Source organism: Bradyrhizobium sp. 22 (genome assembly GCF_000482425.1).
In the GTDB taxonomy this organism is placed as follows: Bacteria; Pseudomonadota; Alphaproteobacteria; order Rhizobiales; family Xanthobacteraceae; genus Bradyrhizobium; species Bradyrhizobium japonicum_B.
In genome coordinates, this window is record NZ_KI519399.1 from 2155886 (window position 1) to 2177621 (window position 21736).

Sequence of the window (21736 nt, forward strand, 5' to 3'; positions counted from 1 at the left end):
TCTACAAAGCTCGGCTGCCCCGTCCGCTTCACCGCCATCGATCCCTCCAGCCTTTGCCTTAGGGAATCACAACTGGCGAATTACGCAACAGCCCCGCAAGGGGAGAAGGAAGAAGAACGCAAAAGAAAAGGCCCCGTGAGGGGCCATTTCCATATGTACTCTGCATTAATCCCAGTGGTGGCGATGGCTGCGCTTGATCACCACGACCTTGTTGCGATGGTGGCCGCGGTGCCAGCCATGGTCGCGATGCACGCGGTATTGGGCGCGGGCGCCGTACGGGCCGTGATGATGATGGTGATAGCCGCTGCGCTTGATCACGACCGTCTCCGCACTTGCGAGCGTCGGCGCCGCGATCACGAGCGCACCCAGGGCCGCAATTGCATAACCAAGCTTCTTCATGATGTCCTCCTCCAATTCGAATGCACATTTAAACCGCGCATTCACACGATCGTTCCGGAGGAATCGCAGGAGAATTCTGAACAGCTGTTCAGGTGACTAATCGCAACGCTGTTGTGGTGGCGTCGGCGCACCCGTCGCGACATATTTGCCGTCGCGGATCGTGTACTCGCCGCGCTCGCTGCGATTGTAGATCGCACGCAGGCTGCCGTCCTTCAATTGCGCCAAGCCGAACTCACGCGCCTGGCGCAGCGAAGGGAAGTACACCATCACATTGAGCAGGCCGTCGGCGCTGACCGTGGCCGACACCACCTCGTTCTCGTCCTTGGCGTCACCGAAATTGCGCCGGTACATCACCCGGCCGTCCTTCCGGATCTCGTAGCTCAGGAGCGCGCCCTTGTCGCGGTCGGGCTTGGCGGCGCAGTCGACCGCCCACGAGCCGAGCAGGCCCCATTGCTCGACCGTCGCAGCCAGTGTCTCGGCACTGGCCGCAGGCGTCATCGCTGCCCACAGCAGCGCAGCCGCGATCCAACGGCTCAAACAACGCGTCATGTCCTTGAAGAACCCCGCCTCGAAGAATTCCAAAGTGTAGCATCCCGCCCGTTTGCGTCCATGGCCGCCGCCGATCACTCGCGAATTTGATCCGCGTCAATGAGCCCGGTCTTTTCCGGGGTAGGATGGCGCTTCCCGAAGGCGAACCTGGATAGACCAATGCTGAATCAAGTCATGGATTTTGCGGGCGAAGTGCTGCCGGGGAGCTGTGCCGTACCGCCTTATTCCGAGACCGAGTTTCTGAGCGAGCTGGGCGATCGCCTGCGGTCCTCGCGCATGCGCTGCGACCTGTCGCGCCGCGAGCTGGCCCGCCGTTCCGGGATCTCCGAGCGCTACATCGCCCAGATCGAGGCCGGCAAGGGCAACGTCTCGATCGTGCTTTTGCTGCGGCTTGCCTCGGCGATCCACGGCAGTCAGCCCCAGGCCTGACGCTTCGAGGGGACGGCCATGGGGCAGCTCGTACTCGCCGCCAAGGTCACCCACGTTCCATCGTTGATGCTGTCGGAGCAGCCCGGCAGCCCGTTGCGTGCCGCGCGCGAGCCGGCGGTCAGGTCCTTGCGCGAACTCGGCCGGCGGGCGAAAGAGCGCCGCGTCACCTGCTTCGTGGTGTTCGACACCCACTGGCTCTCCAATTTCGGCTACCACATCAATGCCAATGCGAGGCATCGCGGCTCGTTCACGAGCCACGAGGCGCCGCAGATGATTCAGGACCTGCGTTACGATCTGCCGGGCGATACGGGCCTGGCGCAGGCCATCGCTGACAGGGCGGGGGAGGCGGGCCTGAACGTGATCGCCCATCAGGTGGCGAGCCTCGGGCTCGAATACGGCACGATCGTGCCGATGCACTACATGAACCCGGACGGCTTTGCGAAGGTCGTCTCGGTGGCCTCGCCGCTCTTCACCTCGTTCGAGGAGAGCCGGATCCTCGGTGAAGCGACTCGCCGGGCGATCGATGCATCGGGCGAGCGGGCCGCAATCCTCGCCAGCGGCTCGCTCTCGCATCGGCTCTGGCCGAACAAGAAGCTCGGTCCCGAGGCCTGGACCTCGGTTGCAAGCGAGTTCAACCGCCAAGTCGATCTGCGCGTGCTCGAGCTGTGGCAGGGCCGTCGCTACCGCGAGTTCCTCGACATGCTTCCGGACTATGCCACGAAGTGCAACGGCGAAGGCGGCATGGCCGACACCATCATGCTGTTCGCCGCGCTCGGCTGGTACGATTATCGCGGCGCCGCCGAGCAGCTCTGCGACTATTTCCCGTCCTCGGGGAGTGGCCAGGTCAACGTGGAATTTCACGTCGAGGCGTGAGGCCGCGGCCTCAGGCCCGTTTCTCCACGTTGGCGCTGCGGGCGGGCACGCCGAACTCCTTGCGGCAGACCTCGGCCAGCACGGCGACGCCCTCGCGAATCTGCTGATGCGTCGGACTTGCAAAGCACAGCCGCAGCCGTGAGCTGGAATGGCCCTTGTTGGTCGACCATTCCGGCCCCGGATTGATCGAGACGCCGGCGGCGAGCGCTGCCTGATACAGCTTCAGCGTATCGACCTGATCGGGCAGCTTCACCCAGAGGAAGATGCCGCCCTTGGGCTCCTCGAACTCCGCCGCCGTCCCGAACTGCTCGTTCAGCGCCTCCATCAGCGTGTCGAGCTTGGTGCGCAGCGCCTTGGTCAAGGCCGGCACGTGGGTCGAAAAATGCGGCTTGCAATAGGTGGCGAGCACCATCTGCTCGAGTGCGCCGGAGCCGGCATCCGTCTTCAGCGCCAGCATTCGCGACATCACCTCCCAGGGTGCCACGATGAAGCCGACGCGCAGCGCCGGCGCGATCGATTTCGAGAACGAGCCGATATGGATCACGCCGCCACTCTCGCTCATCGCGTAGATCGCCGGCGGCCGCTGCCCGGACCAGACCAGGTCGGCATAGCAATCGTCCTCGAAAATGGGCACGCCATACTCGGTCGCAAGCCGGACCATCTCGACGCGGCGGCTCTCGGGCATGATGCTGCCGGTCGGGTTCTGCACCGTCGGGATGGTGTAGATGTATTTCGGGCGGATGCCGCGGCCCTTCAGATCGGCCAGCGTCGCGGCCAGCAGATCCATGCGCATGCCATCCTTGTCGAGGGGGACGCCGACCACGTTGACGCCGAGCCGCGCCAGGCGGGTCAGGGAGCCCTGATAGCTGTCCTGCTCGAAGATCACGGTGTCGCCGCGGGTCAGCAGCGTCGCGTTGACGAGGTCGAGCGCCTGCAGCGAGCCGGAGACGATCAGGAGATCGTCGACCGTGCAGGTGATCCCGGCATCGCGCTTGAGCTTCGTCACCAGGAATTCGCGCAGGGGCAGGTAACCCTGCGGGCCGTGCGCCAGCCCGTAAGTGGCGAGCGAGCGTCCCTCGCGCCGCAGCACCGTGTTGGTCGCTTCGATCAGCTCCTCGAGCGGCACCTGCTCGGAATCGTTGTTGCCGCCGACAAAGCTGTATTTGGCAAGGCCCGTCCAGCGCGCGGACGGGGCCGGCAGCCCTGCCGGAAACAGGGGCGCGAAATCGAAGCTGGACGTCATTGGGGCGTTCCTCGTTTCTGTTCTTATGGAGCCGGCGTTGCACCGGCCAGTCTTGTGTCTTGCCGGCCGTCCGGGCCGGACGGCGTTATTTCCTGGTGACCGTCCGGGTTGGGCGGCCCTGGCTGATGAAAGCGTAATGCGCATTGGCGACGCCGCCAACCATCAAGGCCTCGACCACGGGCTCGGCGATCTCGCCTGTCGCGGCCCAGTCGACCAGGAAATTGGCCCCGGTCCCGCCGCGCACGTCGTCGATGGGAATGAAGACCGAGACGGTCGCCAGCGGCTTCAAGGCCACCGGCGCCTTCAGATAGTTGTCGACCTGCTTGCCTGCGGTGTCGAAATAGGCGATGCGTTTGATCACCAGCGGCTGGATCTCGGAGGCGTTGTGAACACTCAAGGTCACCGAGAAGTCGATGCGCAGCTTGCCCTGGCTCATCGCCACGCTGGAGTAGGCGGGCACGTAGAATCCGCCGGAGACGGCGAGTTCTTCCTTCGGCATCGCAGTGAGGGAATCGGCAAAGTTCTGTTCGATATTGACTTTGGATTGTGCGGCGGCGGGCACGGCAACGGCGAGGGGGCATAGCAGCATTGCTGCGAGCAACCCCTTTCGCATGTGACGAATTGCTCGCTTGCCGCGCGGCAACCCGTCTCTAGGGTGCAAAACGGACCAATTTGGTATGCACGAGCTCATTCGCGACATCACTCTTTCTATCCTCTTCGCCTGGATGCTGGGCCTGCTCGCCCATTTCTCCCGGCAGCCGCTGATCCTGGCCTACCTTATCGCCGGCTTCTGCATAGGTCCATTCGGCGCCGGCTGGGTCCATTCGCAGGAATCGATCAGCGTCATCTCCGAGCTTGGCCTGATCTTCATGCTGTTCATGATCGGCCTGGAGATCGACCTGAAGAAGATCGTGCGGGCAGGGCGGGTGATCCTGTTCGCGGCGGGCAGCCAGCTGCTCGTCGGCTGCCTGCTCGGGGGCCTGTTCTTCGTCGGCATCGGCCTGGGGCTCGGCGGCGGGCACTTCGATGCGGTCTACCTCTCCGTCGCCTGCGCGCTGTCCAGCACCGTCATCATCGTCAAGGTGCTCTACGAGAAGCGCGAGCTCGACACGCTGCCGGGGCGCATCACGCTCGGCGTGCTGGTGCTTCAGGACATCTTCGCCATCCTGTTCCTGGCGGTGCAGCCGAGCCTTGCCAATCTGCAGGTCAGCGTCATCCTGCTCTCGATCGGCCGCGTCGCGGTGCTGGTCACGGCCGCGCTGCTGGTCAGCCGCTACGTGCTGCCGCGGCTGTTCCACCAGATCGCCCGGCGGCCCGAGCTGATCCTGCTCGGCGCGCTCGCCTGGTGCTTTCTGGTCGCCGAGACCGCGTATCAACTGTCGCTGTCGCGCGAGATGGGGGCGCTGATCGCCGGCGTCTCGCTCTCGACCTTTCCTTACGCGCTCGACGTCACCGCCAAGGTCACCACGCTGCGCGACTTCTTCATCACCCTGTTCTTCGTCGCGCTCGGCATGACCATCCCCGTGCCCGGACTCTCGGTGATCAGCCTGGCCCTGATGATCGCGGCGTTCACGGTGGTGAGCCGCCTCGTCACCACCTTCACCCCGCTCTACCTGATGAAGCAGGGCCTGCGCGCCAGCCTGCTGCCGGCGCTGAACCTGGCGCAGATCTCCGAGTTCTCGCTGGTCGTGATCCAGACCGGCATCACCGATCACCACATCGCAGCCGAGACCGCGAACGCGGCCTCCTTCGCCTTCGTGGTGCTGGCGGTGCTCTCGACCTTCGCGATGAGCCGCAGCGACGAGATCACCCGCTGGGCGATCGGTCCCTTGAAACGGATCGGCCTGCGCGACCTCGACCATGGCAGCGGCCATGGCGAGGAGGGGCACGAGGGCGGCCACGGCGAGGCCCGCCGCATCGTCATCCTCGGCTTCTTCCGTGCGGCGAGCGCGCTCTTGGCCGAGATCGAACGGCAGACGCCGGTGCTGCTCGAGCAGATCACCGTGGTCGACTTCAACCCCAATGTGTACCAGACCCTGCTTTCGCGCGGCCTGCACGTGATCTACGGCGATATCAGCAATGTCGATACGCTGCTCCATGCCGGCATCGGCAAGTCCGAGATCATCATCCTCAGCGTGCCGGATTCGCTGCTGAAGGGCGCCACCAACGAGAAGCTGGTCCGCCACGTCCGCGCGCTCAATCCGACCGCCCTGATCGTCGCCACCGCCGACCTCCTGGCCGACGTCAGCGCCCTCTACGAGGCCGGCGCCAGCTACGTCACCGTGACCCGGCTCAGCGATGCGCACGAGCTGTTCACGGTCATCGAGGCGGCCCAGGCCGGTCTCCTGGCCGACAAGCGCGCCGAGCTCGATCAGCGGCTCGGCGAGCGGCGCGAGGTGCTGCCTTGACGGCATCCGGCGGCCTTCCGCTCCGCTGCCCGTGCCTATATCCTGGTATCTTCGGTGCAAGCCGGCCTGCGACGGCCCGCCGCCCGGAATATGCGGTTGCGTCCAGGACACTAGCGCACCGGTCCAAGTCCGGCTAAGCCTCCCGGCATAACCGATAGAGATTGGGAAATGCCCGATAGCATTCAGGAAGTCTTGCAGGCCTTTGCCCGGGGCGAGCTCGTCGTCGTCACCGACGACGAGGACCGCGAGGGCGAGGGCGACCTGATCGTCGCCGCCTCGCTCTGCACCGCCGAGAAGATGGCGTTCATCATCCGCCACACCTCCGGCATCGTCTGCGCGCCGGTGACCAGCGAGGACGCGCGCCGCCTGCGGCTCGATCCGATGGTGGCCCACAACGATTCCGCGCACACCACCGCGTTCACGGTGTCGATCGACTACAAGCCCGATGGCGGCACCGGCATCTCCGCCGAGGAGCGCGCCTCCTGCTGCCGCGCGCTGGCCAATCCCAACGTCGGCGCCAACGATTTCGCCCGGCCCGGTCACATCTTCCCGCTGATCGCCAAGGACGGCGGCGTGCTGCTGCGCTCCGGTCATACCGAGGCCGCGGTCGATCTCTGCAAGCTCTCCGGGCTGCCGCCGGTCGGCGTCATCAGCGAATTGATGAACGACGACGGCAGCGTGATGAAGGGCGAGCAGGTCGCGCAGTTCGCCGCCAGGCACAAGCTGAAGCACGTCACCATCGCGGACATGATCGCCTACCGCCAGGCGCGCGAGAAACTGATCGAGCGAGTCTCGACCTTCGTCACCGAAAGTCCGATCGGACCCTTGCAGGGCTATGCCTACCGCTCGCCGTTCGATTCCATCGCCCATGTCGCCTTCGTCTACAACGGCGTCGGTGACGGCAAGAACGTGCTGACGCGCTTCCACAAGCCGAACATCGTCAAGGACATCTTCACCGGCCACAAGCGCATGGCGGCGGTGCTGGAGCATTTCAAGAAGTCCGGCCGCGGCGTTCTGGTCTATTTGCGCGACGGCGCGGCCGGTGTGCCCGTCGCGGCGCTGCCGGACGAGACGCAGACCGAGGCCGACCGCAACCGGCAGTGGCGCGAGGTCGGCGTCGGTGCGCAGATCCTGCGCGATCTCGGCGTCACCTCGATCCGGCATCTCACCTCCTCGGTGCACGACTACAAGGGCCTGTCGGGCTTCGGCATCGAGATCGTCGCCAACGAGCAGCTCGAGAGCTGACGGGTCGTGTCATTCCCAGAATGACCGAATACCAGGACGCAATTGCACTTGTTGCCGCGGCGCTTTAGTTTGTCGGGCAATTGTTGACGGAACCAGACGTGAAAGGACGTTTCATGAGCGTGCGCCCTCAGGCCAAGGACAAGCCGGCTGCGGCTTCTTTCCAGTGGGACGATCCGTTCCTGCTCGACGAGCAGCTCACCGAAGACGAGCGTATGGTGCGCGACACCGCACGCGCTTACGCCCAGGACAAGCTGCTGCCGCGCGTCGCCAAGGCCTATCTCGAAGAGAAGACCGACCGCGAGATCTTCAACGAGATGGGCGAGCTTGGCCTGATCGGCATCACGCTGCCTGAGGAATATGGCTGCGCCAACGCGAGCTACGTGGCTTACGGCCTCGTCGCGCGCGAGATCGAGCGGGTCGATTCCGGCTACCGCTCGATGAACTCGGTGCAGTCCTCGCTGGTGATGTATCCGATCTACGCCTATGGCGACGAGAACCAGCGCAAGAAGTACCTGCCCAAGCTCGCCAGCGGCGAGTGGGTCGGCTGCTTCGGCCTGACCGAGCCCGACGCGGGCTCCGATCCCGCCGGCATGAAGACGCGCGCCGAGAAGGTCTCGGACGGCTATCGCCTCACCGGCAGCAAGATGTGGATCTCGAACGCGCCGATCGCGGACGTGTTCGTGGTCTGGGCCAAGTCGGCCGCGCACGACAACCAGATCCGCGGCTTCGTGCTGGAGAAGGGCATGAAGGGCCTCTCCGCCCCGAAGATCGGCGGCAAGCTCTCGCTTCGCGCCTCCATCACCGGCGAGGTCGTGATGGACGGCGTCGTGGTCCCCGAGGACGCGCTGCTTCCCAACGTCTCGGGCCTGAAGGGTCCGTTCGGCTGCCTCAACCGCGCCCGCTACGGCATCTCCTGGGGCGCGCTCGGCGCGGCCGAGGACTGCATGCATCGCGCCCGCCAGTATACGCTCGACCGCAAGCAGTTCGGCAAGCCGCTGGCCGCAACCCAGCTCGTGCAGAAGAAGCTCGCGGACATGGAGACCGAAATCGCGCTGGGCCTCCAGGGCTCGCTTCGCGTCGGTCGCCTGATGGACGAGGGCAAGTTCGCGCCCGAGATGATCTCGATCATGAAGCGCAACAATTGCGGCAAGGCGCTCGACATCGCCCGCACCGCCCGCGACATGCACGGCGGCAACGGCATCTCGATCGAGTACCACGTGATGCGCCACGTCCATAACCTCGAGACGGTCAACACCTACGAGGGCACCCACGACGTCCACGCCCTGATCCTGGGCCGCGCCATCACGGGCATTCAGGCGTTTTTCTGAGCTCGAGAGTCGAGGTAGGAAACTCCGACGTCATGGCCGGGCAAAGCGCGAAGCACGTCTTCGCGCTGGATGTTCCGGCCATCCACGTCTTAAGCCACGCGAAGAACGTGGATGCCCGGCACAAGGCCGGGCATGACGAAGTCAGCAGGAAATGAGCAGGCCATGTCCGACAACGACGACGTCCCGTTCAACCGCAATTTTCCACTGCGTCCCGGCATCGTCGAGGAAGTCCGGCCCGGCGTGCGCCGCGTGCTCTGCAACAATCCGAGCCCGTTCACCTTCACGGGCACCGTCAGCTACATCGTCGGCACCGGCAATGTCGCGATCATCGATCCGGGTCCGGACGATGAGGCGCATGCGGCAGCGCTGCTCGATGCCGTGCGCGGCGAGACGGTGAGCCATATCTTCGTCACCCACACCCACCGCGACCATTCGCCGAACACCGCGCGGATCAAGCAGACGACGGGGGCGCCGGTCTATGCCGAGGGTCCGCACCGCGCCTCGCGTCCGCGTTTCGAGAGCGAGAAGCACAATCCGGAATCCGGCGCCGACCGCGATTTCGCACCGGACGTCAACGTCGCACATGGCGACGTCGTCGAAGGCGACGGCTGGCGGCTCGAGGCCGTGGCGACGCCGGGCCACACCGCCAATCATCTGGCCTTCGCCTGGCCGGAGCGGAAGTTCAACTTCGTCGGCGATCACGTGATGGGCTGGTCGACCTCGATCGTGGCGCCGCCGGACGGCTCCATGATCGACTACATGGACTCGCTGGAGCGGCTGGCGGCACGCGAGGAGGATCTCTATTTCTCGGGCCACGGCCCGGAGATTCCCGACGGCCAGCGCTTCGTGCGCTTCCTGATCCGGCACCGCAAGGCGCGCGAGGCCTCGATCCTGCACCGCCTCGCCAAGGGCGAGACCGACATCCCGACCATGGTCCGCGCGATCTATATCGGCATCGATCCCAGGCTGACGACCGCCGCCGGCTATTCGGTGCTGGCGCATCTGGAGGATCTGGTCGCCCGCGGCGTGGTCGCCACGGATGGCGATCCCGTGATCGGCGGGACGTATCGGATGGCCTAGCTCGTCATTCCGGGGCGCCGCAACGTGGCGAACCCGGAATCCAGAGGTTGCGGCGCGAGATCCTCAGGTGCGCAATTGCGCACCAGAGTTCGCGCTAATGCGCGCCCCGGGATGACGCTCTATCGCGTCACTTCTTCACCGTCTTTGCCGGCGCCTTCGGCGGCGTCACCGGCGTCTTCTTCACCGGCTTGAGCGCGTCGGCATCGGCGGCGGTGTTGAGGTCGTCGATGAATGTCTTGATCCGCGCGGCGTTGCTGCCGAGATCGCTGTCGAAATTGCGCGAGGCCGAGCGGATGTCGACGCGGGAATCGTCGCCATCCGCCACGAACCTGATCGAAATGTCCTCGCGGAAACCCATGATCGGCGTGCGCGCCACCGCCTCGATGCGGCCGATGCGGCGCGGCGGCTGCGGCGCACGCTCGTCGATGACGATCCATTTGCGCTTGTGGACGAGCTGGAGGGCGATCGCATAGGCGCGGTCGACGGAAATCTCGAGCTCGACCGGCTCGACGGCGGGATAGAAGCGGCGCTGCTGCTCCGCCGAATAGAGGCCGGCATAGACCGCGGGGTTGGTGCCCTCGCCGGTACGCAGCCGTGCCAGGGCGTCGAAGCGCGGCGGGTCGATCGGGTCGGTGGTGATGTCGTAGATCGCCGGCAGCTTGCGATATTGCAGGGCCAGATAGGCGGGATAGGCGAGGATCGCCCCGTCGATCAGGAACGCGAGCAGGATGCGCGCCATGCCGCGCGAGCCGTTCTGCCAGATCGCGGCAAAGCCTAAGAGCCCGAACAGGATCGAGAGACCTGATATCGCGAGCCCGCCGAGGAAGGTGGCGAGCGCCGGCTTCGGCTCCAGGAAATCGAAGCGGACGATGATGATCGACACCACCACCGCCACCACCGCGAACACGGCCAGATTGCGCGCCCAGCTCGCGAGGCTGGACACGGGCTCCGACTGGTAGGGAGCGGAAAACCTGCGGGCCATCGAGTGCTCTGCCGGGTTGGCGATGCCGGCCGGTAAGGCGCGACGATGGGCCGTTGAGACCACGGCGCGGCGGCAAATTCAAGAGTTCCGCAGGTCCCTCGTTCGTCATGCCCGGGCTTGTCCCGGGCATCCACGTTCTTTTTGCCGTGAGGTGAGGCGTGGATGGCCGGGACAAGCCCGGCCATGACGTCGTGGAGGCTTCAATGCGTCAAACGCTCGCCCCCTCCAGGGGAGGGTGGCACCGCGTTTTACGCTGCCGCGTTCGGGAAGCGATAATCCTTGAACTGGTCGCGCAGCGCCGTCTTCAGGATCTTGCCGGTGGCCGTGTGCGGAATACCCTCGACGAAGGCGACGTCGTCGGGCATCCACCATTTGGCGATCTTGCCGTCCATGAACTTCAGGATCTCCTCGCGGGTGGCCTGCTGGCCCTGCTTGAGCTGCACGATCAAGAGCGGCCGCTCGTCCCATTTGGGGTGGAACACGCCGATCACGGCGGCTTCCGCCACGGCCGGATGACCGACCGCGAGGTTTTCGAGATCGATCGAGGAGATCCACTCGCCGCCGGACTTGATCACATCCTTGGAGCGGTCGGTGATCCGCATGTAGCCGTCCTCGTCGATGGTCGAGACGTCGCCGGTGTCGAAGAAGCCGTCCTCGTCGAGGATGTTGGTGTCGACGCGGTAATAGGCCTTGGCGACGGCGGGGCCGGAGACCTTGAGGCGGCCGAAGGTCTTGCCGTCCCAGGGCAGCTCCTTGCCGGCATCGTCGGTGATCTTCATCTCGACCGCGAAGGGCGCATAGCCCTGCATCTGGAGCACGTCGAGCCTGGCATCGCCGGTGGCGTTCTGGAACGGCGGCTTCAGCGCCGCGACGCTGCCGATCGGGCTCATCTCGGTCATGCCCCAGGCGTGACGCACGTTCGAGCCCATGTCGAGGAAGGCCTTGATCATGGAGCGCGGCATCGCCGAGCCGCCGCAGATCACCATCTTCAGATCCGGCAGCTTGAGATTGTTGGCGGACATGTGCTGGAGCAGCATCAGCCACACCGTCGGCACGCCGGCGGTGTGCGTCACCTTCTCGGTCGAGAGCAGCTCATAGACCGAGGCGCCGTCGAGCTTGGCGCCGGGCATGACCAGCTTGGTGCCCTGCGAAGGCGCGGAGAAGGCGATGCCCCAGCTGTTGGCATGGAACAGCGGAACCACCGGCAGCATTGTCTCGGACGCGCTCGTGCCGAGGGCGTCGACATTGTTGGCCATCAGCGCGTGAAGCACGTTGGAGCGATGCGAATACAGCACACCCTTGGGATCGCCGGTGGTGCCGGAGGTGTAACACATCGCGGCTGCCGTGTTCTCGTCAAAGTCCTTCCATTTGAATTTGCCGTCCGCCTGCGCGATCCAGTCCTCGTAGGCGATCACGTTCTTCAGCGTGGTCTGCGGCATGTGCGCCTTGTCGGTGAGCACGACGTAGCGCTCCACGCTCGGCAGCTTGTCGGCGATCTTCTCCAGGATCGGAATGAAGGTGAGGTCGGTCATCACGATGCGGTCTTCCGCATGGTTGATGATCCAGGCGATCTGCTCGGGGAAAAGGCGGGGATTGACCGTATGGCAGATGGCACCGATCCCCATGATGCCGTACCACACCTCGAGATGGCGCCAGGTGTTCCAGGCGATGGTTGCGACACGGTCTCCGAGCTTGATGCCGTCGCGCTCCAGCATCTGCGAGACCTTGAGCGCGCGTTTGTGGATTTCGGCGTAAGTGGTGCGATGGATCGGTCCCTCGACCGAGCGTGTGACCACCTCCTGCTTGCCATGAATTTTGGCGGCGTGTTCGATGATCCGGTGGCAGAGCAGGGGCCAATCTTGCATCAAACCAAGCATTCCGACGTTCCTCCGAGAAGCCGCTGGGCGCGTTGTCGCTCTCAGCGTAGGGCCAAAGATTGCCATGACTTTTAGCCTGCCGGACTTTCGCCGCAAATGGTCTTGTCGCGGCTATATGTCCGCCGGCGCGGCAATGGTTACCGCTGCGCTGGGCCTGTCGCTTGTGCTCGTCGAGCAGGCAGAGGCGCGAAGGCATGCATCGCCGCTGGATATCTTCGGTATTGCCGCACCCCGGCCGCGTCCGGCGGTACATTCCGCCAAAATTCCGCTGCCGAGACCGCGCCCTGAGGAGGCCCCCAAAGCGCCGCAAGCGGCGCCGGCGGAGGCCGAGGACAAGCCCTCCCGGGACAAGCCGTCTGCCGATAAGCCGGCAGCCGACACGCCCGCCGAAGCCGCGGCACCGCCCGAGAGGCAGGCCTCGGCCTGCCGCCTCGCGCTGACCGAGGAGATCGCGATCGCGCCCTCCGTTCCGGATATCCGCGGCCCCGGCGCCTGCGGCGGCGAGGATCTGGTGCGGCTGGAAGCGGTCGTGCTGCCGGACAAGCGCAAGGTGACGGTCAAGCCGGCCGCGATTCTTCGCTGCACCATGGCGTCCGCGATCGCCGATTGGCTGCGCAAGGACATGGTGCCGCTGGCCAGCAGCCTCGGCTCGACCATCAGCGACCTCGATAATTTCAATTCCTTCGAATGCCGCGGCCGCAACCGCGTCGCCGGCGCGCTGCTGTCGGAGCACGGCAAGGCCAACGCCGTCGATGTGCGCGCCATCAAGCTGGCCAACGGGCAGTCGATCGGCCTCACCGACCGCACCATGCCGCGCGAGGTGCGCGAACGCGTGCTGCACTCGGTCTGCGCGCGGTTCTCCACCGTGCTCGGCCCGGGCTCGGACTGGTACCACGAGGACCATATCCATCTCGACCTGGCGCAGCGGCGCAACGACTACCGGATCTGCCAGTGGAATGTCTGGGATCCGCTGCCACGGGTAGCACCGCTGCTGCCTGCGGAACGTCCCGAGGAAGCGCCACCGCGCGAGGTCGCGGCCAAGCCTGAGGCCAAGCCTGAGGTTCGGGAAGGCGCTGACGAGGAGGCCGCGGAGAAAGCTCCAGCGGAGAAGCCGGCGGCCGAGGGCAGCAAGTCCCGGCCGCAAAAGCCAACAACAAAAAAGCGCCGGTGAAACCGGCGCTTTTGAATGTCAGAAAGATCAGGCGGCGATCAGTAGCTGACCGCCTGGCTGTTGCCGAGCGCCAATCGCGAATTGTACGGCGAGTCGCCGTGCTTGGGCTCAAGCACCACGACGAGGGTGCCGACCTTGACGCGATCATAGAGATCGATCGCGTCCTCGTTGGTCAGGCGGATGCAGCCTGACGAGATCGAGGCGCCGATATATTCCGGCTGGTTGGTGCCGTGGATGCGGAACAGCGTGTCCTTGCCCCCCGAATAGAGGTACAGCGCACGGGAGCCCATCGGATTGTCCGGGCCGGGGGCGACATAGGTCGGCACGCCCAGGCGCGAAATCTCGCCGGGGGTGGGGTGCCAGGCCGGCCACTCGGTCTTGCTGCCGACCTTGGCGATGCCGGACCAGGCCATGGCCTCTTCGCCCACGGTGATGCCGTAGCGGATCGCCTTGCCGCCCTCCAGCACGTAATAGAGGTAATGGTTGTCGGAATCGACCACGATCGAGCCCGGCGATTCCTTGCGGTGGTATTCGACGATGGCGCGGCGGAACGGCTCTGCGACCGGGGCGTTCTCGTACTTGACCTTGGCGAGGAGCTCCTTGTCCTTCGGCTTGAAGGCCTTGGTGTCGGTCGCCTCATAGCGAGTGGCCTGCATGCAGCCCGACAGCATCAGGCCTGCGGCCAAAATCCCAAACAAAACTTTCAGCGACGACATGGTTTGGTTCCAATCAAAACAATACCGTGCGGAATGCTTGAGCTTAACGCCCAAGTTCCTCGACTCCGTTAATCCCATTATCGTTGAAATCTGCCACAATTCCAGCACTGAAGCCCTTGTCCCGCGCTGCGAGAGCCGAGCTGTGGCTTTTCTGCCGCAAATTTTGCAGCACGGTGCAGGTTTTTGGGCCGGAAATGGCCAGCTGTCGTTTCCACGCCACAGTTGAGCCGTGACGTGACCGCAAATCCAAACGCTTCCTTAATGCACTTGTCATCGTGAACTGGCCAGAATCGCGCTAAGGGCTGGCCTTCTGTCGCCGGTCTGTCGGAGTCGTGCATGTTTTCGGTCTTTGTTCCCTCCGAGTCCGCCCTGAAGAAGGTCGTGATCGAGGATCTTTCCGCGTTGCCGGACGGCGCGGTCTGGATCGATCTCGTCAATCCGAGCGCGGCTGAGGACAAGGCGGTGGAGCGGCTCGCGGGCATCGCCATCCCGACCCGGGAAGACATGCAGGAGATCGAGATCTCCAGCCGCCTCTACATCGAGAACGGCGGGCGCTACATGACCGCGACGCTGATGTGCCACTCCGATACCGACATGCCCAGGACCACGCCGGTGACCTTCATCCTCGCCGACCACCGCCTGGTGACGGTGCGCTACGACCTCCCCAAGCCGTTCGCCCTCGTCGAGGCCAAGCTCGCCCGCTCCTGCACGCCGTCCGTCACCGGCGAGACGGTGCTGATGGAACTGCTGGACGCCGTGATCGACCGCTGCGCCGACATCCTGGAGCGGTGCGGCGCCGAGATCGACCAGGTCAGCCACGACATCTTCGAGCCGGAGAGCGAGCGCCACGGGCAGGCCAAGAGATATTCCCAGATCCTGATCTCGATCGGTCGCAAGGGCGACCTGACCTCGAAGGTTCGCGAGAGCCTCGTCTCGATCGGCCGCGTCGTGGCGTTCCTGTCCGCGGTCGTGGAGGGCGTGAAATGGTCGAAGGACATGCGCGAGCAACTCAAGACCATGCAGCGCGACGTGGCCTCGCTGACCGACCACGCCTCCTATCTCTCCAACAAGATCACCTTCGTGCTCGACGCCATGCTCGGCGTCGTCAATCTCGAGCAGAACAACATCATCAAGCTGTTCTCGGTCATGGCCGTCGTCCTGATGCCGCCGACGCTGATCGCCTCCGTCTACGGCATGAACTTCAAGGTCATGCCGGAACTCGAATGGGTGCACGGCTATCCGATGGCGCTGGTGATGATGCTGATCGCCGCGATTGTCCCGTACTGGATCTTCAAGTGGAAGAAGTGGCTCTGATCGCGCCGCGCGCTCGGAAAATAGCTACCGAGACCTTACGCCGGCCGCACAGAGACGATGAATCGTGTCGCAGAATAGATCGGGATTGCGGCATCGCGGTGATGGGTGCATCGTGCCGCAATTCCTCCGGTAAAATTTGAGCGGTGGGCTGAACGTTTGCGCGAAACTTGTCTGCGATAAGTGGTGCGTAGCCGCGAGGAACAACCATGGTTGAAAAACACATAACGTCGCCCCGCAACGTCATCGATCTGGCGAACTATCGTCAGGTCTTGGCGAGCGGCAAGGCGTCGTCGATGTCGGTGCGCATGTGCCGGCACTGTGGTGCTCCGCTGCTCGACGGTGAGAACGACGACGACTGCTCGACCGCATTCAGCTCGGCCGCGCCGCGGCCGCGCGACAGGTCGCGTCGGATTCGAATCGATTGAGGAACGGAAGGCGAGGGCGATCCAGGTCTTGCGGCGGCGTTGTCTGGATCGCCTTGCTTCCTTTCGCAGTCTTTTTCAGGACAATCAGCCGTGATGCCTGAACAGAGCCCTGTGTCGCGCTCTGTCAATCCATCCGCGCAAAAATATTCCACTTTACCGAAATTCGGTTTTGGCGTATGTGTCGTCCATCCCGGCTCACCAGGAGGGGCGATCTCGTCGTCGTCTTGATCGCGAGCCGGGCTTGCGGTGGACGCGGCAGCGTCGGCACGAGAGGTGCGGGCAGGGCGGGTAGTCCCTGTGAGTCCGTGGCCGCGTGCAGACGAGCGGCGCTGAGCGCGTACGGCAAAACCGTGTGGTCCTGGCCGTCGTTGCTACGGTCAAGCCGGATCGAAGATGTGCGCGAGCCCAACCGGGTGGACGGCATCGCCAATTCGAACGGCGAGGGAGGCCAGAAGGAAAGTTCGGCTCCCGGGAGAGCACGGCATAAGCCGTCCGACCATCGCGCAGGGAAGGCCGAGTGATCGGCACCACCTGTATGCTGCTGTGCGGTTCTTCCTGCGTGTGCATTTTCGCGCAGCGGACCGCGGGTGCGTTGTCAGCACCCGGCCTTCCCTGCGCCCTCTTGGCTTTGAGGGGGCGAAGATGAAGCAAAGCTCGGGCGAATTCAGCCGCGAGAACGTAAAGGCGTGTCTGTAGCCACGCGATAGGTGTCATCGCCCGAGTACTCCGAGACGGCAGTGACTGAACCTAGAGGCCGCGGCGCACTGGATTCCCCGCCTGCGGGGAATGACAGCGATACTTGGAGAAGCAACTGCCGCCTCTTGCTCCGTCACAGCCGCGACGATGCGAACCGATCACACGTGCTGGCCACCGTTGATGTGGATCTCGGCGCCGTTGACGTAAGAGCTGGTGTCCGTGCACAGCACGTAGATGATCTTGGCGACCTCGTCGGGCGTGCCGAGGCGGTGCATCGGGATCTGCTGCTCGACGATCTTTTCGGTGCCCGGCGACAGGATCGAGGTGTCGATCTCGCCCGGCGCGATGGCGTTCACGCGGACGCCGATGCGGCCGAAATCGGAGGCCATCTCGCGCGTCAGCGAGGCGAGCGCGGCCTTCGAGGTGGCGTAGGCGGCGCCGGCGAACGGATGCACCCGCGAGCCCGCGATCGAGGTGACGTTCACGACCGAGCCCCTGGCCGCCTTCAATTCCTCGATCAGCCCGCGCGCGATCATGATCGGCGCGAAGAAGTTGACGTGAAAGACATGCGTCCAGGTCTCGAGGTCGGTGTCGACCGAGCCGAGCCTCGATCCGCCCGGTCCCTTCGGCGAGATCGCGGCGTTGTTGACCAGCGCATGCAGCATGCCGCCTTCGAGACGGTTGCGGATGTCGGAGATCGCGCGGGTCGTGTCCTTGGGATCGGCGAGGTCGACTTGGATATGGTCCTCAGGACCGGCGTCCCACGGGCAATCCTCGGGGAAGGGGTGCCGCGAGCAGGTGATGACGCGCCAGCCCGCCGAGGAGAAGCGGATCACGGTGGCATGGCCGATTCCGCGGCTTGCTCCGGTCAGGAGCAGCGTGCGGCGCGGCGCATTGGACGAATGCGGCATGGACATCTTTCAGGTCGGCCCAAAGCTCGAGACAAGGATCAAGATGAGGCTCAAGGATACATCCGCGTCTTGGACCACTTCTGGCCGGCCGCGTCACGACGAAATTCGATGCGGTCGTGCAAGCGGAACGGGCGGTCGTGCCAGAACTCGATCCGGGAGGGCGTGATGCGCCAGCCACTCCAGCCCGGCGGCCGCGGCACTTCGCCGATGACGTATCTGGCCGCGACTTTCGCGATGGCCTGTTCGAAGGCGAAGCGGCTCTCCAGCGCCTCGGACTGCTTGCTCGCCCAGGCGCCGATCTGCGCCTGCTTGGGCCGGGTGGCGAAATAGGCGTCGGCTTCGGCGTCGGTCACCGGCGTCACGTTGCCGCGGATGCGGACCTGACGCCGCAGCGACTTCCAGTGAAAAAGTAACGCTGCCTTAGGATTTGCGGTGAGTTCGCGGCCCTTCTGGCTGGCGATGTGGCTGTAGAACACGAAACCCTCGGTATCGAAGCCCTTCATCAGCACCATGCGCACGTCGGGCAGGCCGTCGGGATCGACGGTCGCGAGCGCCATGGCATTCGGATCGTTTGGCTCGCTCTTGATCGCCTCGTTCAGCCAGCTCTCGAACAGCGCAAACGGCTCGTCGGCGGCGGTGAAATCACCGGATGTTAAGGGTGTCTGGTGTTTCATCGAGGTCGTGTCGGTCATGTCTGGAGTCCGAGTTGCGTCCCGCGGCCCAAAACGCGTTGTCGTCCGCTACCGCCCTATATAGGGCATGGGGACGCGTTGGCCTATCGGCGATCCGGCCATCGGGCTTTGTCATGACGATCATTCTCGTCGGGCTCGGAGCCGGGGGCTGCAGCTTTTCCCGCACCGACCAGAGTGCCTACGCCAAGGCCGACGACAGCGACCTCACCGGCTCGATCGCGCGACTGGCGAAGGACGCCCCGCCGACCGAGACCGATATGGCCTTCGCCCGCAACGCCGCCACCGACGTCCTCAGCAAGGGCGACAAGGATTCCAGCCAGCATTGGGAGAATCCGGAGACCGGGGCGCGCGGCTCGGTGACGCCGATCGCGCAATCCTATGCCGCCGAGGACGGCCGCAAATGCCGCGATTTCCTGGCGAGCTACGTCAACGGGACGACGGAAAGCTGGCTCCAGGGCGCCGGCTGCCAAAGCAGCCGTGGCCGTTGGGAGATTCATACGCTAAAGCCGTGGCGGAGCTGAGCATGATCCGGAAAAGTGGGAACCGGTTTTCCGATAAGATCATGCTCCAAACGTAGAGATTGGGCGCACGCCCCTAGTTGCAAAAATGCCACTCTCTCCCCACATGGATCGCAGGTGGGGCGGGGAGCCCTTTGAACAATTCGAAGTCTTGAAGGAGACGTGACGGATGCGCGACCCCTATGAGGTCTTGGGGGTGCCGCGGAGCGCCAGCGCTGCCGCGATCAAGAGCGCCTATCGCAAGCTTGCCAAGAAGCACCATCCCGACAGCAACAAGGACGACCCGAAAGCCGCCGAGCGCTTCTCCGAGATCAACTCGGCGAACGAGATCATCGGCGACGAGGACAAGCGCAAGCAGTTCGACCGCGGCGAGATCGATGCCGAGGGCAAGCCGCGCTTCCAGGGGTTTCCGGGCGGTGGCGGGCCGCGCGGCCGTGCCGGCCCCGGCGGGTTCGAAAGCTATACATTCCGCTCCGGCGGCGGTCCCGGCGCGGGCGGCGGCGCGTTCGAGGATATCCTCAACAGCATGTTCGGCGGCGGGATGCGCGGCGCACGGCCGGGGGCCGGCGGCGGCGCTCAGTTCGACTTCGACACCGGCGGCATCGGGCTCGATCTCGACGTCAACGTTGCCATGTCCGTCTCGCTGGAGGAATCGGTCAAGGGCGGCGAGAAGCGGGTCCGGCTGCCGACGGGCAAGGAGCTCAACGTCAAGATTCCGGCCGGCGTGACCGAAGGCCAGCAGATCCGGCTGCGCGGGCAGGGCGAGAGCGCGCAGGGGCATCCGCCCGGCGATCTCCTGATCACCATCAACATCGCGCCGCACCCTTTCTTCAAGGTCGAGGGCGCCGACCTCCGGATCGACCTGCCAGTCACGCTCTACGAGGCGGTGCTCGGCGGCAAGGTCCGCGTGCCCACCCTCGGCAATGCCGTGGAGCTTTCGGTCCCGAAAAACACCTCCAGTGGGCGGACCTTCCGCCTCAAGGGCAAGGGCCTGCCGAAATCCGGCGGAACCGGGGATCTCTTCGTCACTGTCAGGATTATGCTACCGGACGGGAACGACGCCGAACTTGAAGCATTGATGGAGAAGTGGCGGGACCAACACCCCTACAATCCACGTAGCGGGCTTGGCTAAGCATGATGAAGGGGTTCTCCTAACGACCTTAGGGCATCGTCCCGGAGATGATGCTCATCATATGCCTGAGGCGTGGTAGCGCTTCATGAATTCGACGTATCGGCTGTCCGGCGGGGCAGCCGATAAAAAGGTGCGGCCTCGAGAGGGGGACCAGCGCGGTACCAAAAACCCCAATCGAGGCCGCCCGCGTCGATCGGCGGATCGAACGCCACTCATAATCGCGTGAACACTCGGTGCGATAATGAGACGCGCCGATGTCTTGATTCCAAATTTTCAATGACGGAATCTGGGCACCGCGCTCAAGCGGTGGTTAGGTGCCGTTTTTCTCGGCCTGGTCGTAGACCGCCTGCGCCACCTTGGTCAGCCGATCGCGATCGCCGCCGCCGCTGACGACGTAGCCGACGCCGCGTTCGGCCCAGAACAGCGCGCCGTCCTTGTCGGTCCTGGCGTAACGCATTTGCGTCGCACCATTCTCGGTCTTGGCGGTGTAGATCGTGTAGCGCTCGCCCGAGGCGCCCTCATACATCAGGAACGACGCCGGGCCGTTCGGCCCCGGCAAGAGCCGGCCGCCGACCAGCTTCAGTCCGCTGGCCTCCAGGTTCGGCGCGAACACCGTCCAGCCGCAGCGCCGGGTCAGCCAGGCCTGGAGGTGGTCGCGCTCGTTGCCACCGACCTCGACGGGGTGGCGGACTTCGACGACATAGAGGCGGTGCGCGTCGAGCGCGTCCGCGGTGAGGCTCTGGAAGGTCGAGGGGGCGCTGGCGGCGCCATGCGCGACCCAGCCGGCGGTGCCGCCGGCGACGAAGGCAACCAGCACAGCCGCGGCGGCGCCATAGAGCCATTGCCGCGGGCGGCGCTCCAGTCGCTCGAGCTCCAGCCGTGCCGGGACCGGCTCGTGGGCGATGGAATCGTAGCGGGCGTGCAGCATCTCCGCCATGGCGCGCCACGACTGTACCCGCTCGGCTTCGTCGGGATGGGCGGCCAGCCAGGCCTCGACGTCGGCGCGGCGCTCGGCCGGCAGCTCGCCGTCGACATAGGCGTGCAATTCGTCCTCGGTCACTGGTATCTTGCGCTCGTTCATCTCGATCGTCTCTGGCTCTGTGGCCCACAATGTCGTCCAAAGTTCAACTTTGCTGGCGGCGTCGGCACGCTGCAGGCGGACGATCCGCGATGCATCAACTCCGCCATCATTTCACCCGCCTGAGCGTCGGGCGCTCGCCTTCCAGCGAGGCCTTGACGTGGGCACGGGCACGGGCGAGGCGCGACATCACGGTGCCGATCGGCACGCCCTGGATGTCGGCGACCTCGCGGTAGCTCAGGCCTTCCAGCATGACCAGGAGCAGCACCGAACGCTGCTCCTCGACGAGCGTCGCCAGTGCCCTCTCGATGTCGCGCCCTTCGGCTTCGGTGCCGCTGGCATCGGGGTTGTTCTCCGTCAGCTGCATGAACTGCGGCCGCCTTGCCAGCGAGCGGCGCCGGTTCTTGTTGAGGTTGGTCAGGATCGTGTAGAGCCAGCTTCTGACGTCGCCTCCGAGAAACAATCGCTCCGAGCGCAGGGCCCGCACCAGCGTGTCCTGCACCAGATCGTCGGCCGCGTCCGCGTCGCGCGTGAGCGCGCGGGCGTAGCGGCGCAACGCCGGGATCATGGCTTCCACACTCTGGCGAAACGCACTCATTGTGGTCTTGACGTCCTGGTCTCGGGCGCGAGCGCCTCGATGATCATAACACCCGAATGGAACGGCTATTCC

The 21736-nt window shown here is 64.9% G+C and carries 23 protein-coding genes; 12 read left to right on the top strand and 11 right to left on the bottom strand.

From position 1 onward, the window contains the following. Positions 1-165 precede the first annotated feature (165 nt). The gene (locus K410_RS0111540; protein ID WP_028134993.1) at positions 166-399 is read right to left on the bottom strand and encodes a hypothetical protein; all 234 of its coding nucleotides are present in this window, start codon (positions 397-399) and stop codon (positions 166-168) included. A gap of 96 nt (positions 400-495) precedes the next feature. After that, entirely contained in the window at positions 496-948 is a 453-nt protein-coding gene (locus K410_RS0111545) for a hypothetical protein (RefSeq protein ID WP_028134994.1), read from the bottom strand. Between the two features lie 159 nt (positions 949-1107). On the opposite strand from K410_RS0111545, the gene K410_RS0111550 reads away from it, so the two are divergent. Further along, positions 1108-1377, top strand: coding sequence for a helix-turn-helix domain-containing protein (locus tag K410_RS0111550; RefSeq protein ID WP_028134995.1), 270 nt, complete (start codon positions 1108-1110; stop codon positions 1375-1377). A gap of 18 nt (positions 1378-1395) precedes the next feature. Next, positions 1396-2250, top strand: a complete 855-nt coding sequence (hpaD, locus tag K410_RS0111555; protein ID WP_028134996.1) for a 3,4-dihydroxyphenylacetate 2,3-dioxygenase — start codon at positions 1396-1398, stop codon at positions 2248-2250. 10 nt (positions 2251-2260) lie between these two features. On the opposite strand, the gene K410_RS0111560 is transcribed toward hpaD, so the two are convergent. Both K410_RS0111560 and K410_RS0111565 read right to left on the bottom strand, forming a co-directional pair. After that, positions 2261-3493: an aminotransferase-like domain-containing protein gene (locus K410_RS0111560; protein ID WP_028134997.1), complete on the bottom strand. Its 1233-nt coding sequence runs from the start codon at positions 3491-3493 to the stop codon at positions 2261-2263. A gap of 85 nt (positions 3494-3578) precedes the next feature. Then, entirely contained in the window at positions 3579-4106 is a 528-nt protein-coding gene (locus tag K410_RS0111565) for a DUF3124 domain-containing protein (protein ID WP_028134998.1), read from the bottom strand. Positions 4107-4170: 64 nt separating this feature from the next. Here K410_RS0111565 and K410_RS0111570 point away from each other — a divergent pair, with 64 nt between their 5' ends. The 5 genes from K410_RS0111570 to K410_RS0111590 all read left to right on the top strand — a co-directional run bounded on the left by K410_RS0111570 (position 4171) and on the right by K410_RS0111590 (position 9554). Then, a complete protein-coding gene (locus K410_RS0111570; RefSeq protein WP_028134999.1) occupies positions 4171-5901 on the top strand; it encodes a cation:proton antiporter in 1731 nt (576 codons plus the stop codon). A gap of 168 nt (positions 5902-6069) precedes the next feature. Continuing rightward, positions 6070-7146, top strand: a complete 1077-nt coding sequence (ribB, locus tag K410_RS0111575; protein ID WP_028135000.1) for a 3,4-dihydroxy-2-butanone-4-phosphate synthase — start codon at positions 6070-6072, stop codon at positions 7144-7146. 113 nt (positions 7147-7259) lie between these two features. After that, the gene (locus K410_RS0111580; protein ID WP_028135001.1) at positions 7260-8474 is read left to right on the top strand and encodes an acyl-CoA dehydrogenase; all 1215 of its coding nucleotides are present in this window, start codon (positions 7260-7262) and stop codon (positions 8472-8474) included. A gap of 32 nt (positions 8475-8506) precedes the next feature. Continuing rightward, complete coding sequence (locus K410_RS41270) at positions 8507-8629, top strand: hypothetical protein (protein ID WP_283805922.1); 123 nt, start codon at positions 8507-8509, stop codon at positions 8627-8629. 7 nt (positions 8630-8636) lie between these two features. Further along, positions 8637-9554 (top strand): MBL fold metallo-hydrolase, encoded by a 918-nt coding sequence (locus K410_RS0111590; RefSeq protein ID WP_028135002.1) that lies wholly within the window; start codon positions 8637-8639, stop codon positions 9552-9554. A 127-nt stretch (positions 9555-9681) separates the two neighbouring features. Here the strand turns inward: K410_RS0111590 and K410_RS0111595 are convergent, their stop codons facing one another. Both K410_RS0111595 and K410_RS0111600 read right to left on the bottom strand, forming a co-directional pair. Next, a complete protein-coding gene (locus tag K410_RS0111595) occupies positions 9682-10536 on the bottom strand; it encodes a DUF1499 domain-containing protein (protein WP_028135003.1) in 855 nt (284 codons plus the stop codon). 248 nt (positions 10537-10784) lie between these two features. Beyond that, a complete protein-coding gene (locus tag K410_RS0111600; protein ID WP_028135004.1) occupies positions 10785-12413 on the bottom strand; it encodes a fatty-acid--CoA ligase in 1629 nt (542 codons plus the stop codon). A gap of 64 nt (positions 12414-12477) precedes the next feature. Between K410_RS0111600 and K410_RS0111605 the strand changes: the two genes are divergently transcribed. Next, entirely contained in the window at positions 12478-13584 is a 1107-nt protein-coding gene (locus K410_RS0111605; RefSeq protein WP_028135005.1) for an extensin family protein, read from the top strand. Positions 13585-13622: 38 nt separating this feature from the next. Here K410_RS0111605 and K410_RS0111610 read toward each other — a convergent pair whose 3' ends face one another. Further along, a complete protein-coding gene (locus tag K410_RS0111610; RefSeq protein ID WP_028135006.1) occupies positions 13623-14300 on the bottom strand; it encodes a L,D-transpeptidase in 678 nt (225 codons plus the stop codon). A gap of 336 nt (positions 14301-14636) precedes the next feature. On the opposite strand from K410_RS0111610, the gene K410_RS0111615 reads away from it, so the two are divergent. Continuing rightward, positions 14637-15614 carry a magnesium transporter CorA family protein gene (locus tag K410_RS0111615; RefSeq protein WP_028135007.1) on the top strand — a complete coding sequence of 326 codons (978 nt, stop codon included), beginning with the start codon at positions 14637-14639 and terminating at the stop codon, positions 15612-15614. A gap of 206 nt (positions 15615-15820) precedes the next feature. Then, positions 15821-16039, top strand: a complete 219-nt coding sequence (locus tag K410_RS0111620) for a hypothetical protein (protein WP_028135008.1) — start codon at positions 15821-15823, stop codon at positions 16037-16039. Positions 16040-16893: 854 nt separating this feature from the next. Here the strand turns inward: K410_RS0111620 and K410_RS0111625 are convergent. Further along, a complete protein-coding gene (locus K410_RS0111625) occupies positions 16894-17646 on the bottom strand; it encodes an SDR family NAD(P)-dependent oxidoreductase (protein WP_028135009.1) in 753 nt (250 codons plus the stop codon). A gap of 50 nt (positions 17647-17696) precedes the next feature. After that, positions 17697-18338, bottom strand: a complete 642-nt coding sequence (pdxH, locus tag K410_RS0111630; protein ID WP_028135010.1) for a pyridoxamine 5'-phosphate oxidase — start codon at positions 18336-18338, stop codon at positions 17697-17699. A gap of 113 nt (positions 18339-18451) precedes the next feature. On the opposite strand from pdxH, the gene K410_RS0111635 reads away from it, so the two are divergent. Together K410_RS0111635 and K410_RS0111640 are read left to right on the top strand one after the other, a co-directional pair. After that, a complete protein-coding gene (locus tag K410_RS0111635; RefSeq protein WP_028135011.1) occupies positions 18452-18859 on the top strand; it encodes an RT0821/Lpp0805 family surface protein in 408 nt (135 codons plus the stop codon). Between the two features lie 166 nt (positions 18860-19025). Next, complete coding sequence (locus K410_RS0111640) at positions 19026-19988, top strand: DnaJ C-terminal domain-containing protein (protein ID WP_028135012.1); 963 nt, start codon at positions 19026-19028, stop codon at positions 19986-19988. Between the two features lie 310 nt (positions 19989-20298). Here K410_RS0111640 and K410_RS0111645 read toward each other — a convergent pair whose 3' ends face one another. Further along, positions 20299-21069 carry an anti-sigma factor family protein gene (locus K410_RS0111645; protein ID WP_028135013.1) on the bottom strand — a complete coding sequence of 257 codons (771 nt, stop codon included), beginning with the start codon at positions 21067-21069 and terminating at the stop codon, positions 20299-20301. Between the two features lie 106 nt (positions 21070-21175). Next, positions 21176-21664 (bottom strand): RNA polymerase sigma factor, encoded by a 489-nt coding sequence (locus tag K410_RS0111650; RefSeq protein ID WP_028135014.1) that lies wholly within the window; start codon positions 21662-21664, stop codon positions 21176-21178. Positions 21665-21736: the final 72 nt, after the last annotated feature.